Raw genomic sequence first — 13828 nt, forward strand, 5'->3', positions numbered from 1 at the left:
CCTGACCAATAGGCCGACTTAACAAAACTTATGGCAATTCCCCGAGAAATCGGGACATGGAAAGTTATGCATTAAACTTACCGTGGAAGCATATTGCCCTATTTTAAATCGGAATACACGTGTGTGGGGTTTGGTATGGCTTGTTTAGCAAAAATTGTCCGCAACAATTTTAGCCCAAAATAGCAAAAAGTTTAACCACTTTAACCACTAACCAAATACCTATGCTAAACACCTTTACAAAGCGCCTGGTTGTGCTTTTGGTTGCCATGATGGCCATAGATGAGACCAAAGCGCAATTGTTGGCAGAGTTTGCGCAGGTTCCAGATCGATATACGATCAGCAGAGAACCTTCGCTGCCAGAAGTTCTACGAAAGCTGGAATCCATTTACAAGGTTTCCATTGCTTATCCCTCAGACTTAGCCGACCAGAAATGGTCAAAGGAATTCACCCCAAATCGCGACCTGACCATTGACGAAAACCTTTCAAAGCTTTTGAAAGATTCCGGTTTGAATTATCGTCAAGGAGTAGGGAGTTTTTATGTCGTCGTCAAAGATGACAATCCACCAAAGCCAAAAGAAGCCTTGTCCGCTACCGTCGCCCAAAATGATGAAGCCCTATTGGAAGAAATCACAGGGGTGGTCGTGGACGAAGAAGGATTGCCCATTCCAGGAGCCAGTGTCTTGGTAAAAGGAACCATGGTGGGCAGTGTTACCGATCTGGATGGAAAATTTTCCATTGAAGTAGATAGTCCTGACGAGGCCGTTTTGGTGGTTTCGTTCATAGGATTTGAAAGCAAGGAAGTGACCATTGGTTCGGAAAGCAGCTTGACCATTGTGATGACATCCAGTACGATGGCCCTTAATGAGGTGGTCGTTACGGCTTTTGGTCTTGAAAGGGACAAAAAAGCCCTTGGCTATGCTGTCCAAAGCGTGAAAGGCAATGAGCTGACGGAAGCTCAAAATCCAAACGTGGTGAACAGCTTGTCAGGCAGGGTAGCTGGTGTTCAGATTAACAGCAACTCCATGCCCGGCAGTGGGTCACAGGTGATCATTCGGGGATCATCTTCTGTGGCAGGAAATAACCAACCGCTCGTGGTCGTGGACGGTGTTCCGCTCGACCAAACTTCTTCCCGAACCTATGGCAATGGCCTTTCAGAAATTAACCCAGATAATATTAAGGAGATGAATGTGCTCAAAGGAGCCACCGCTGCAGCCCTTTATGGATCAAGGGCTGCAAACGGTGTGATCATGGTAACGACCAAGGACGGAAAAGGCACCAAGGGCATCGGAGTGGCGATTAACTCCAATATGACCTTTGACAATCCTTTGGTAAAGCCTGATTTCCAAAACACCTACGGTGGTGGGGCTGGATACAGGACGTGGTACGTCGATGGTCGTAATGGATTTGACGAGCAAGGCATAAGAGGTACCGCAGGGGTGGACGAAAGCTGGGGTGCACCCATGGACGGCAGGTTGGTGCCGCTTTGGTTTTCAGCACCCGAGCTAGTCCCACTAACGCCTCAGCCGGACAACTGGGAGGATTTCTGGGAGACAGGTAAAACAGTTTCCAATAACATAGCTGTTTCTGGCGGCAATGATAAAGGGAATTTTCGGCTTTCTGTGGGAAGACTTGATCAAAAAAGTATCATGTGGAACAATGATTACTACAGGAATAACTTTAAGCTGAATACTGGATACAATTTTACGGATAAGTTGAATGTTACCATCAGTGCAGAGTATATCAAGTCTGGATCTGATAATAGAAGGTATAGCGGAAGCTCTGACTTCATTTGGTCACATCGTCATACAGATTTCACTAAATTATTTAATTGGAGGGATTATTACGGGATCCAACGTGAAACCTTTCGGGATGGAGATGACTATCCTTATGCAAACTGGCAACATGAATACTTCACCAATCCCTATTTTTTGCAGGAGTACTATACCAATGCCAATGAGAAAGACCGAATGGTAGGAAATATTGCGGTCAACTATCAGTTTACAGATGAATTTAGCTTGATGGTTCGGACCGGTACGGACTTTTGGACGGATACACGGATGAACGTTACAGGCGTGGAGCGGACAAAGAATTTTGTGACCACCAAGGGTTCTTATACTGAAACGGTCCTTAGGAGTCAGGAAACCAACAGCGACTTTATCTTTACCTACGACAAAGAGTTCTCCAATACATTTTCATTAAAAGCCCAAGTAGGAGGGATCAACAGGACCAATTATTACAAACGCAATTATGTGAATGTGACTGAATTGACCATTGATGGCCTGTACAATCTGAGCAATTATGCCAGTCCTGTGACACCAGAAAGTACTATTCGTAAGCAAGAGGTAAATTCACTGTTTGGATCAGCTACCCTTGGTTTTAACAACTACCTTTTCTTGGACGTAACGGGACGTAATGACTGGTCCAGTACGTTGCCAGTGGACAATAATTCCTTCTTTTACCCCTCTGTGGCCCTAAGTGCTGTGGTGACGGATATTTTCAATGTGCAAAGTAACGTGCTTTCTTTTGCAAAACTCCGTGCGAGCTGGGCACAAGTAGGGAGCGATGCCAGTCCTTATATGCTCAGCCAAGTATATAATTCCGAAGGTCTCTGGGCAGGAACTACTCCTACTTATGCAAATGCCAGTGAAATTGCCAATGTTAACCTCAAGCCTGAGATTACTACTGGAAAAGAGCTTGGTTTGGATATGAGGTTTTTGGAAGGAAGAATTGGGTTGGACTTTACTTACTATCACCAATCCACCACTAACCAGATTTTGGCGGTAGCCATCTCCAGTTCTTCAGGGTATGCCAGTCAGGTGCTCAATGCTGGAGAAATCACCAATAAGGGTGTTGAGCTGATGGTTTACGGTACGCCGATTAAGTCTGAAACAGGCTTGACTTGGGACATGTCCTTTAACTTTTCCAGAAATAGGAACCTTGTGGTTGAATTGGCAGAAGGTTTGGAAAACTACACCTTGGCCAGCCAAAACAGTTTGACCTCCGAAGCTAGGGTAGGCCAGCCATATGGAACATTGTACGGAAGAAGGTACCTCAGGTCTCCAGAGGGTGAAATCGTATACAGTGATGGCCTTCCTCAGCTGGAAGCAGGCACCTTCGCACTTGGTAATATCCAGCCCGACTGGATGGGCGGTTTCTCCAATAACTTCTCCTTCAGAAACTGGTCACTGGGGGCATTGATAGACATTAGAATGGGCGGTGATTTGTTTGATGTGGGTACGGGGCTGGCTCGTAAGACAGGCCAATATGCAGAGACTGCCATAGGTAGGGAAGAAGGCGTGATCGGAGAAGGCGTGATGAATGTGGGCACGGAAGAAACCCCAGTCTATGTCCAAAATGACGTGATCGTGGATGCGGGTACCTTTTGGAATGCCCAAAACCCCAGGACTTACCATGAGGCGGGGATCTTCGATGGCAGCTATGTGAAATTAAGGGAACTGACCTTGGGATATTCCTTCCCGAAAAATTTCCTGGGCAATAATTTTATCCAGTCCATGAAGCTTTCGGCCGTAGGAAGAAACCTTGCCATCTTGTTTAAAAATCATCCGCACATGGATCCTCAGGTAGATATGAAAGGGGGGAATGCTCAGGGCTTTTCCTATGGAGAGCAGCCTTCTACCAGAAGTATTGGTTTTAACCTGAACGTTACTTTTTGATCCATTGAATCACCTAAATACAAACGTGCTATGAAGAAGAGTCTAACAAAAATATATGCCCTTTTCATGATTCCTGCAGTTGGCCTGTTCTTGGACAGCTGTACAGGGGATTTTGAAGAGATGAATGTGGATCCTAACAACCCTACGAGTATTTCTCCGGCGTTGTTATTGCCCAATGCTATCCAAGTTTCTGTGGACCGCTATTGGGGACACAGTTCCAGGTTTCAGCGATTAAACATTGATGCTGCCATGTGTTGGATGCAGCACCTTGCCCGTAATATTTATATCAACGTGGAAGGAGACAGTTATGAGATCCCGTTGACGGTATCTTCCGGAACATGGGATGCGCTTTATAATGATGCGCTGGTGAACTTTGAGAGTGTCCAGCGTCTATCCGGTGAGGGTGGTGAATTCGAAAACACTAACTATTACGGGGTCGCCTTGGTGATGAAAGCTTTCACCTTTTCCTACATGACGGATGTTTTTGGCCCCATACCTTATTCAGAAGCGCTGAAAGGTACGGCTGAAAACCCTATTAATTCACCCAAATACGACTCCATGGAGGATATTTATGCGGGATTGATGGAAGATTTACGTCTGGCCAATGAAAGCCTCAGTACGGATGGACCTGCTATTTCTGGAGATATTCTATTCGAAGGAGACATTATGAGATGGAAGAAATTTGCCAATTCATTGCGCTTAAAGTTGGCCAATCACCAAGCTGGGCAGAAACCAGCAGCGTCACAGGCGATCATGGCAGAAATCCTCGGAGATCCATCCACCTATCCACTGTTTACCAGCAATGATGATTTTGCCCAATTGAATCATGTCGATGTGATCGGTAGTAGGAATAAAATGTTTGACGTTTTTTCGACCCGATCCGATTGGAACATCAGTGAAACATTGATCAATAAACTACTGGAGCTGGATGATGGGCGCATTACCGTATATGCTCAGCCCTTGGCGGATGGATCATATGCAGGCCTTCCCAATGGACTCACGGATGCTGCAGCAGGAAATTATTCTGCCAGTATCATTGGGACAAAATTTCTTGATCCCACTGCTCCGAGTATCTTGATGAGCTATGCAGAGTTGCTATTTATCGAAGCAGAGGCAGCCTTGGACGGCGACATCGATGGAGATCCTGCAGCACTTTTGGAAGAAGCCATTGCGGCTTCCTTTGATCAGCATGGTTTAGAAATGCCTGCAGATTATATGAGCCGTATCGGTGAAGTGGATAAGGAGACCATTATGACACAGAAATGGTTGGCATTGTTTGGCCAAGGGGTAGAGGCCTGGACAGAATACAGGAGGACCGGGTATCCGGTATTTCCACCGCCTAATCCTGATGCAGTGTTCTATAATGAAGGTGTATTGCCTACCAGGTTAGAATATCCTACATCGGAATATTCACTCAATAAGGCAGCCTTGGATGAAGGTTTGAGACTGCTGGGAGGAGATGATACCATGAGGTCGCCGCTTTGGTGGGTTGAAGACTAAATGTGCCTGTTTCAGATTGTCAACATTCTTAATACTGATAAAAATGAAAAATAAGATATATAAAATAGGAGGGATTTTATTAGCGAGCATCCCCTTGTTGTTTGCATGTGAAGATGCGGTGGAGTTAGCCACTCCAAATGTCGCGTCTCCAGTATTGGTCGTGGTGGATGGGAGTAATTTCCCATCAGACAGTGATGTAGCAGTCACTGCCAAGTTTATGGAATTGGATAAAAGCGGTATCCTCGATAATAATGTCGGAATTGATTCTATTCCGGTGAGCGATTTACAGATTAGCGTTTTTGTAAACCAAACCGAAGAAGTCTCTACTGCCGTAACGGATGGAGAAGGAGAGGCTATGCTGAATATAAGTTGGCAGGAGCTCGGACTCGAAGTTCCTGGAAGTGGCGATCAGGTGCGTTTGGAGTTTACCGGTTCACACAAAAACATTCCTTTTAGGAAGTATCATACCGTTAGGGTAGAGTGATTAGTAATGGGTAATTCTATAGGTCGGAAACCTGGACGGTAAAACTGTTCAGGTTTTTTTTATGGTCTTCATGCTGATAACAGGAGAAGTGGGAAAAAGTAAAAAGGCTAAAGCCCGGAGTAGGTGATTTTGATTGACGCGCATTCATTTCCTTGTGTTTTCAGGTAATAGGCCGGGCCTATAGCTCCAAATTGAAATTTAATAGACTTTAGTGTCGCTATTATGTTTATAATTTTCTAATCACAATTTTATACATATTTGGGAGTTTGTGGTTGTTTTTTATATCTGTTTATATACTATTTATGTAAAAAATAAAAAAATAGGTTTAAAATATATACTCGTTATGGAGGTTTGTGCCGGGATGGTTGACTTATAAGTAGAAACCCGAAATAATTGATGCATGAGTACCAGAAGCCTCGTTCTGGTTTAGACAGTACAGTAAGTCCAATTCTATTATCACAATTAATTATCGTATTCATCAATTTTCAAAATATTTAACCATTTCAACCATGACGACAAAAATCAATAGAAGATCTTGGCTAAAGTCTAGTTTATTAGCAGCAGGAGGCATTGGTTTGGCTCCCAGTTTAGTAGCAGGTACCACTCGTGTTTCTTCCCACGTGGCTCCCATGAATCCACAGAGTTTACTTTGGGAGCATGATCCCATGTATAAAGACAATGCTCCGAGACTAAGGGCACGTTTGTTGGCCAATGAGAATCCCTATGGCCCGTCCAAAAAGGTGGTCTCGACTATCTCCGATGCGGTTTCTATGGGGAACCGTTATGCCCACAGCGATGCGGCCACTTTAATAGAAATGATAGCTGAAAAAGAAGGGGTCACCAAAGACCATATTATGTTAGGTCCAGGTTCCACTGACTTGTTAGAAAAAACAGCTATTGTACGATTCTTGGAAGGTGGAAACATCGTTTCCGCTGATCCGTCTTACATGTCTCTTATTAATACCTCCAGAAGGATTGGAGCTACTTGGAAACCGATTCCTTTGACGTCAGATTTTGCTCATGACCTGGATGGAATGGCCAAAGCAGTAGACAGTGATACCAAGTTGGTTTACATCTGTAATCCAAATAATCCTACCGGATCAATCACTGAGGCGGGTAAATTAAAGAGCTTCTGTAAAACGGTATCCGCCAAGACCCCCATTTTTGTGGATGAGGCCTATTTGGAATTTATGGACAAGCCAGAAGATAATACCATGGTCGGCTTGGTAGCGGAAGGCCATGATGTGATCGTCGCCAGGACTTTCAGTAAGATCCACGGAATGGCAGGATTGCGAATCGGATATATCGTGGCACAGCCAGAGCGTATAGAGAGCATTACGGATATGGTACGAAGCACAATGGGCCTTTCGGTTACTTCCCTAAAAGGAGCCATCGTCAGTGTTCAAGAGGATAAATTCCTCTCAGAGTGCAAGGCCATGAATAAGGAGTGCAGAGATTATGTTTTTAGCGAGCTGACTGCTATGGGCTACGATGTCATTCCTTCCTCCACCAGTTTTATGATTTTCCCCATTCAGATGGAAGGTGACAAATTCCTGAAATCCATGTTTGCAGAAGGAGTAGGAGTACGCGCCTATAACTTTTTGGACAAGCCTTGGTGCCGTGTAAGTATGGGGACCATGGCCGAAATGGAGATTTTCCTGGAAGCCTTCAAAAAAGTCACTGCCTAATATACGTTACTGCCCAATAAAAACTAGTCTATCATGAGTATAGCTATACAAAAGACCCTTTCTCTCTTACTGCTGATTGCGATCGGGTTTTTTCTGAAGAGTAAACTAAACAAGGAAGAGCACAAAAAAGGGCTGAAGATCATTATCTTGAATATCGCATTGCCCGCTATTATTTTTGTGGCCTTGCTTAAAATACAGATCCAGCCCGACTTGTTGTTTTTGCCTATTCTTGCGCTGGTGTTCAATTTATTGATGCTGGTAGTGGGCAAGTACGTGCTGCCACTGTATGGTATCGATAATGATACGCCAACGATGCGGACCTTGCTGATGTTATTGCCTTCGCTGGCTCCAGGGCTTTCATGCTTTCCATTTTTGGTAGAGTATCTGGGAGATGAAGCGTTGGCATGGGGAGCGTTGGCCGATATTGGAAACAAAGTGTTTGTATTGGTTTTGACCTATTTGCTGGCCATGCAGTGGTATTATAGAGCCAATAAGTCGGTCAATCACAGCGGCAATCAAAAAGTGAAGGGGCTCTTGCTTTCCATGCTCAATGAACCGATAAACATGGTCATGATCGTGGCCATCGTATTGTTGAGTTTTGGATTTACACTTGATAGTCTACCCTTGTTTTTGAGCGATGCGGTGCTTCAGATGAAAGCCATGATGACGCCATTGATTTTGATTTTCATAGGGGTAGCGGCGGTGCTAAAGTGGGATCAGTTAAAGATGATTGTAGCGCTATTGGCATTTCGGTCAGGCATTACCTTTATCATCAGTGGTTTGCTGGTGACCTTCCTGCCTTTGCCAAATGAAGCAGCCATATTACTGGCCGTGGTGTTCCCTCAAAGTGCCTGTAGCTTTTGGCCATTTGCCCATATGTCTGCCGTATCGGCCATGGAGAAAAAAGAGGGTAATGGAGGAGAGACCTTTGATTTGACCCTTGGGCTGAACATCCTGGCCGTTTCCTTGCCCTTCAGTACTTTGGTGATTCTTGGCGTATTCTCTTCAGGGAATTATTTCATGAATCCGTACCATATTTTCTTGGGAGGGGTGACATTAATGGTGCTTGCAGCGGTGCCTGTGGTCGTCCAGCTGGTGAAAAAGTCCAATATGTCCTATGAGCTTTCTGAAGAAGAACCAGCGGAATAGAAATGAACTATAAAGAAAACCAGTAATACAGTTGAATGTTGTTAATTTGTGGGATTATAGGAGCCTCGCCTACGCGGGGCTTTTATTTTTTCTCTAGCTTGTCATGCAAGTTTTTTATGAAAGGCTGCTTTTCTCTCAGGTGTTTGAGAGTGGTGCGATAGGTCTTTATTTTACTGAGGTTCGGAAAGCTAAGTTTGTTCTTGGAAATGGAATTCGCGAGGGTCAATGTCGGGAAGTTTACTAGCAGAACTAGCCGCTGGATACCTTCAGTGGATGTCGGCTGAAAACCCAGCTTGCGTGCTGTATTTTCTTGAAGAATATAGGAAGTACCCTCTAATACCTGTGTTTCACCATCCAGCTCTTGATGGGCTTCAATAAAGTTCAGAAGTCCTTTGAGGTAACCCAATAAAATCCAGCGTGTCCGTGCATACCCAGGAACGCTAAAGTCCAATGTGAAGCAATAATCGAATAATGTTCCTCCGTGAAATATGGTTTTTTGATGATCTGCTTTTTCTGTGATGAACATCGGGGAGTAGTAAGTCAATTTCCCATTTCGTTTCCCCATTGGCGTGTCAATGAATGGAGCGGCCATCATGATAATGGGGGCTATGATCAGGCTTAACCAGTATTGTTTCGTTATGAAAGCCAGGTACAGGGTGACCAAAAACACGACCAATAGGCCTAGGCTGACGATCAGGATAAATTGTTTTTGTTTTTTTTCAGATTTTTGATAAAAGCGGTGCTTCATGCTTTGGGGGCTTTTCCGACGGTTCAGGGTTTTGGGTCAAAGGTAGCAAATATCAAGTGAATTATAGACTGCTATAAATTAGGGGTGTAAGTTTTTGTTAATCAATATGTTGATGTTTTTTTAGTTTTGCCGCTACATTTTGGTTGGCTATATTTTCTAAACGATCCAAGAAGGTTCAGTGCTATTTGCCATCGATAAAGACATACTTTCATCAAAAAAAAGCTATTTTTGAAATTGCATTGGAACTGGGAAAAAAAAGGTGAAAAATCAATTTTGGTTTGGTACCGATAAAAAAGTCTAAATATGAAAATAGGAATCGCTGCAGATCATGGAGGATTCGATCAAAAGCAAGAACTTTACGAATACCTCAAGAGCAACGGCCATGACGTGACTGATTTTGGTGCGTTTGAATTTGATGAATCGGATGATTATCCTGATAAAGTAAAGCCACTGGCCATCGCTGTTTCCAAAGGAGAGATTCAGAAAGGCATTGCGATATGTGGCAGCGGAGTAGGGGTGACCGTCGCTGCCAATAAAGTGCCTGGAGTGCGGGCTGCTTTGATTACAGAGCCTTACAGTGCCCATCAGGGAGTGGAGCACGATAATATGAACCTGATGTGCCTTGGCGGAAGGGTGATGGGAGGCGTTGTACTCAAGGAATTGGTGGAGATTTTTATCACGGCAGAGTATGTCGAAAAGGAACGTTTTCAGCGTCGACTGAAAAAAGTCCAAGACTTGGAAAACGAATTCCTAAAATAACGCATTTCAAACAACCAAGTAGAATCACAATATTAGATAGCATGAAACAATTCGACTTTGGGATTGTCGGACTGGGTGTAATGGGCAAAAACCTTCTGCTCAATATGGCTGATCACGGTTTTTCCGTGGCCGGTTTGGACTTAGATCAAGCAAAGGCAGCAGCCCTGGAAGAAGGCGCCAGGGAAGGGCAAGATGTCAAAGGATTTATTACAGCGGAAAAATTCGTTTCTTCCCTTAAGCGTCCAAGGGCCATCATGCTTTTGGTACCTGCAGGTAAGCCGGTGGATGCTGCCATAGGCTCCCTTTTGCCATTGCTGGAAAAAGATGATATTGTCGTGGACGGTGGGAATTCCTATTTTCCAGACACTGAAAGGCGATTTGCCGAATTGGCCAAAAAGAATATCCACTTCTTTGGAATGGGCATTTCAGGTGGTGAAAAAGGAGCACGGTTTGGCCCCAGTATGATGCCCGGTGGCGATGCTCAAGCGTATGAGCGGCTGCGGCCCATTTTTGAAGCCATTGCGGCAAAAGTCGATGGCGAACCCTGCGTTACCTACTTAGGGAAGGGATCTGCCGGAAACTACGTTAAAATGGTCCATAATGGTATTGAATATGGCATCATGCAGCTGATTGCTGAAACCTATGATATCATGAAGAAGGGATTAGGGTATTCAGATGATAAAATCCAATCCATTTTTGCATCATGGAATGATACAGAGCTACAATCCTTCTTGGTAGAAATCACTGGTTTGATTCTACAGAAGAAGGATGATGACACTGGCAAGCAGCTCTTGCCCCTTATCTCTGACCAAGCCAGGTCCAAAGGGACGGGGAAATGGACCAGCCAAAATGCCATGGACCTGCAAGCTCCCGTACCGGTCATTGATATGGCCGTTTTGATGCGGGATATTTCCAAGTTTAAAGAGGAGCGTGTGGCCGCTTCCAAGGCCTTAAAGTGGGCAGGAGAGGAGAACGTGGATGCGACGGCCGATATGTTGAAGAATGCACTTTATTTTGGGATGATCACCACCTATGCACAGGGTATGGTACAGCTTCGGTTGGCCTCTGAGGAATATGGTTACGGGCTTAACCTGGAAGAAGTGGCCAAGATATGGCGAGGTGGATGCATCATCAGGGCTGCTTGTCTAGAAGATTTTAGAAAAGCCTATAAAAAGGCGCCTGACTTGGCCAATTTAATGTTGGATAAGGAAATTGGCGAAGATTTGGTAGCCCGGCAAAAGGACGTCAGGGAAGTGGTGAAAGTAGCGGTGGAGAAAGGGATTCCAGCTCCCGCACTGATGGCGGCATTGAGTTATTTTGATGCTTACCGCAGCGATCGATTGTCCACAAATGTGATCCAAGCCCAACGAGACTTCTTTGGAGCCCACCAATTTGAACGAATTGATAAGGAAGGTGTGTTTCATGCCCAGTGGGAATAAATGACCTGAAAAGCTTTGATAAAATTATGAGCGAAAAAATTAAGACAACCAGAAAAGCAGCACCTACCATCATTGTGATTTTTGGAGGTACAGGAGATTTGGCCAAGCGTAAGCTGGTTCCTGCGTTTTATAACCTGTACTTGGACGGGTGGATGCCCAATAAATTTTCAATAATTGGCCTAGGACGGACTGAATTGGACGATGAGTCCTACAGAAAGAAACTGTTTGATGGTCTGACCGAGTTTTCAAGAAACGGAAAACCACAAAAAGAAAAGTGGGATGCTTTTCATCCCTCGATTTCCTATTTCCAATCCAACATCAACGACGAAAAAGCCTATCAGGACCTTTCGGCCAAGCTAGACAAAATTGATGAGGAATGGGGGGAAAGGGCGAACCGGTTGTTTTACCTTTCGGTAGCCCCACGTTTCATTGAAACGGTAACGCTAAACCTCAATGATTCCGGCTTGGCCAGTAATGAAGTGAAGGACAGGATCATTATTGAGAAGCCTTTTGGAACCAACAAAGAGACGGCCATTGAGCTAAACAATATGTTGAGAAGGACATTCCAGGAGGAGCAGATCTACCGCATAGATCATTACCTAGGGAAGGAAACCGTCCAGAATATTTTGGCTTTCAGGTTTGCCAATGCGCTTTTTGAGCCATTGTGGAACCGTAATTATATTGATTATGTACAGATCACCGTGGCGGAGCAAGTCGGTGTGGAAGATCGAGGTGGCTATTACGAGGGGTCTGGAGCCCTTAGGGACATGATCCAAAACCACCTGTTGCAGATCTTGACCATGGTGGCCATGGAGGCACCCGTGTCTTTTGATGCCGAGGAAATCCGTAACCGCAAGGCGGATGTCCTGCGTGCCGTAAGGAGAATCAAAACAGAGGACGTCCATAAATTTGCGGTAAGGGGCCAGTATGGGCCTGGATGGGTAGAAGGTAAAAAAGTACCTGGCTATCGCGAAGAAAGCGGTGTGGAGAAAAATTCGGGAACTGAAACTTATGCTGCCATTAAATTTTACTTGGATAATTGGCGTTGGCAAGGCGTTCCTTTTTACCTCCGTACTGGAAAGAGGATGCCTGTAAAAACTTCCTCGATAACCATCCAGTTTCGACCCGTACCCCACAGTACCTTTGCTAGAGAGCAGGCGGACAGTGTGATGCCCAATCGGCTGACCATTAACTTGCAGCCACAGATGGACATCAGGCTGCGTTTTACGGTAAAACGTCACGGCTTGGAAATGAACCTAAACCAAGCAGATATGATCTATGATTATGATGCTTGCAGTACGCAGACCCCAGAGGCTTATGAAACGCTGCTTTTGGATGCCATGAGGGGAGATCCTACCCTGTTCATGCGCTCCGACCAAGTGGAAGAAGCTTGGGATGTGATCGATTCGATCCTGGAAGTGTGGGAAAACAGGCCTTCCCTCGATTTTCCAAATTATGCGGCAGGCGCTTGGGGGCCTGAAAATGCTGAAGCCCTGATCGCCAAGGATGGCCATGTATGGGCGCTGAACCTACAAAAAGATTAGTGAATGATGATACAAATAGAGAAAGATCCCGCTAAGCTGAGCGAAGTAGCGGCAGCCCTTTTTGTACAATCTGCAAAGGAGGCTATCGATGCAAAAGGAAAATTCAACGTGGCCTTGACCGGTGGTAGTTCACCTAAAGGGCTGTATCAGCTTTTGGCTGGAGAGCAATACAAATCGCAAGTAGAATGGGACAAAGTGTTTGTCTTTTGGGGCGATGAGCGATGGGTTTCCTTGGATGATGAGCAGAGCAATGCCGGCATGACCTATGAAACGCTGCTCAACCATGTACCGATTCCAGCGTCCAATGTTTTTCCGATGTGGACAGCGGGAATAACACCGGAAGCAAGGGCCGAAGAATACACCATTTATCTCAAAAAAGTCCTCGGTGAAGCAGGTGTATTTGACTTGATTTTACTGGGAATGGGAGATGACGGCCACTGTGCCTCCTTGTTCCCCGGGACTGAAGTGCTAAAAGAAGAAAAGAAATGGGTGGAAGGGTACTTCCTGAAATCCAAAGATATCCATCGTATCACACTAACGGCTCCATTGATCAATAAAGCCAAGAAAATTGTCTTTTTTGTATTTGGAGAAAACAAGGCAGACGCCCTTTTTGAGGTACTTGAAGGGGAGCGGAATCCTACCCAATATCCGTCTCAAATGATTCAGCCTTCAGAGGGTGAAGTACAATGGTTGGTTGATGAAACAGCGGCAAGCAAGCTTCGCAAAATTTAATCCATCATCAAGCAAATATTATTTTACGATAAAGGAGAAAAAAGGAGGCGGTAGCCTCCTTTTTTATTGTTATTTTAAGGAGTGATTATAGGAAAACCATACGTTCACGAT

The 13828-nt window shown here is 44.8% G+C and carries 10 protein-coding genes; 9 read left to right on the forward strand and 1 reads right to left on the reverse strand.

All coding sequences use genetic code 11. The annotated features are described in order from the left end of the window. Positions 1-221: 221 nt before the first annotated feature. From ECHVI_RS13925 to ECHVI_RS13945, 5 genes are all read left to right on the forward strand, one after another. Complete coding sequence (locus ECHVI_RS13925) at positions 222-3674, forward strand: SusC/RagA family TonB-linked outer membrane protein (protein WP_015266645.1); 3453 nt, start codon at positions 222-224, stop codon at positions 3672-3674. Positions 3675-3704: 30 nt separating this feature from the next. Continuing rightward, positions 3705-5174, forward strand: a complete 1470-nt coding sequence (locus tag ECHVI_RS13930) for a SusD/RagB family nutrient-binding outer membrane lipoprotein (protein WP_015266646.1) — start codon at positions 3705-3707, stop codon at positions 5172-5174. A gap of 43 nt (positions 5175-5217) precedes the next feature. Next, entirely contained in the window at positions 5218-5658 is a 441-nt protein-coding gene (locus ECHVI_RS13935; protein WP_015266647.1) for a hypothetical protein, read from the forward strand. A 509-nt stretch (positions 5659-6167) separates the two neighbouring features. Next, complete coding sequence (locus ECHVI_RS13940) at positions 6168-7346, forward strand: pyridoxal phosphate-dependent aminotransferase (protein WP_015266648.1); 1179 nt, start codon at positions 6168-6170, stop codon at positions 7344-7346. 33 nt (positions 7347-7379) lie between these two features. After that, positions 7380-8495 (forward strand): AEC family transporter, encoded by a 1116-nt coding sequence (locus ECHVI_RS13945; RefSeq protein ID WP_015266649.1) that lies wholly within the window; start codon positions 7380-7382, stop codon positions 8493-8495. A gap of 82 nt (positions 8496-8577) precedes the next feature. Here the strand turns inward: ECHVI_RS13945 and ECHVI_RS13950 are convergent, their stop codons facing one another. Continuing rightward, entirely contained in the window at positions 8578-9243 is a 666-nt protein-coding gene (locus tag ECHVI_RS13950; protein ID WP_015266650.1) for a hypothetical protein, read from the reverse strand. 303 nt (positions 9244-9546) lie between these two features. On the opposite strand from ECHVI_RS13950, the gene ECHVI_RS13955 reads away from it, so the two are divergent. Genes ECHVI_RS13955 through pgl form a run of 4 tightly spaced genes read left to right on the forward strand, consistent with a single transcriptional unit; the run spans position 9547 to position 13717 of the window. After that, positions 9547-10002 carry an RpiB/LacA/LacB family sugar-phosphate isomerase gene (locus ECHVI_RS13955; RefSeq protein ID WP_015266651.1) on the forward strand — a complete coding sequence of 152 codons (456 nt, stop codon included), beginning with the start codon at positions 9547-9549 and terminating at the stop codon, positions 10000-10002. A gap of 41 nt (positions 10003-10043) precedes the next feature. Beyond that, positions 10044-11441, forward strand: coding sequence for an NADP-dependent phosphogluconate dehydrogenase (gndA, locus tag ECHVI_RS13960; protein ID WP_015266652.1), 1398 nt, complete (start codon positions 10044-10046; stop codon positions 11439-11441). 26 nt (positions 11442-11467) lie between these two features. Further along, complete coding sequence (gene zwf / locus ECHVI_RS13965; RefSeq protein ID WP_015266653.1) at positions 11468-12985, forward strand: glucose-6-phosphate dehydrogenase; 1518 nt, start codon at positions 11468-11470, stop codon at positions 12983-12985. Positions 12986-12988: 3 nt separating this feature from the next. Further along, a complete protein-coding gene (gene pgl / locus ECHVI_RS13970; protein WP_245553325.1) occupies positions 12989-13717 on the forward strand; it encodes a 6-phosphogluconolactonase in 729 nt (242 codons plus the stop codon). Positions 13718-13828: the final 111 nt, after the last annotated feature.

The organism is Echinicola vietnamensis DSM 17526, assembly GCF_000325705.1.
GTDB classification, from domain to species: Bacteria; Bacteroidota; Bacteroidia; order Cytophagales; family Cyclobacteriaceae; genus Echinicola; species Echinicola vietnamensis.

Excerpts from the sequence above, each read along its gene's own strand:
- ECHVI_RS13940 (WP_015266648.1), top strand. The coding sequence starts at position 6,168 with ATGACGACAAAAATCAATAGAAGATCTTGGCTAAAGTCTAGTTTATTA.
- ECHVI_RS13925 (WP_015266645.1), top strand. The coding sequence starts at position 222 with ATGCTAAACACCTTTACAAAGCGCCTGGTTGTGCTTTTGGTTGCCATG.
- ECHVI_RS13950 (WP_015266650.1), bottom strand. The coding sequence starts at position 9,243 with ATGAAGCACCGCTTTTATCAAAAATCTGAAAAAAAACAAAAACAATTT.
- ECHVI_RS13930 (WP_015266646.1), top strand. The coding sequence starts at position 3,705 with ATGAAGAAGAGTCTAACAAAAATATATGCCCTTTTCATGATTCCTGCA.
- ECHVI_RS13935 (WP_015266647.1), top strand. The coding sequence starts at position 5,218 with ATGAAAAATAAGATATATAAAATAGGAGGGATTTTATTAGCGAGCATC.
- gndA (WP_015266652.1), top strand. The coding sequence starts at position 10,044 with ATGAAACAATTCGACTTTGGGATTGTCGGACTGGGTGTAATGGGCAAA.
- ECHVI_RS13945 (WP_015266649.1), top strand. The coding sequence starts at position 7,380 with ATGAGTATAGCTATACAAAAGACCCTTTCTCTCTTACTGCTGATTGCG.
- zwf (WP_015266653.1), top strand. The coding sequence starts at position 11,468 with ATGAGCGAAAAAATTAAGACAACCAGAAAAGCAGCACCTACCATCATT.
- pgl (WP_245553325.1), top strand. The coding sequence starts at position 12,989 with ATGATGATACAAATAGAGAAAGATCCCGCTAAGCTGAGCGAAGTAGCG.
- ECHVI_RS13955 (WP_015266651.1), top strand. The coding sequence starts at position 9,547 with ATGAAAATAGGAATCGCTGCAGATCATGGAGGATTCGATCAAAAGCAA.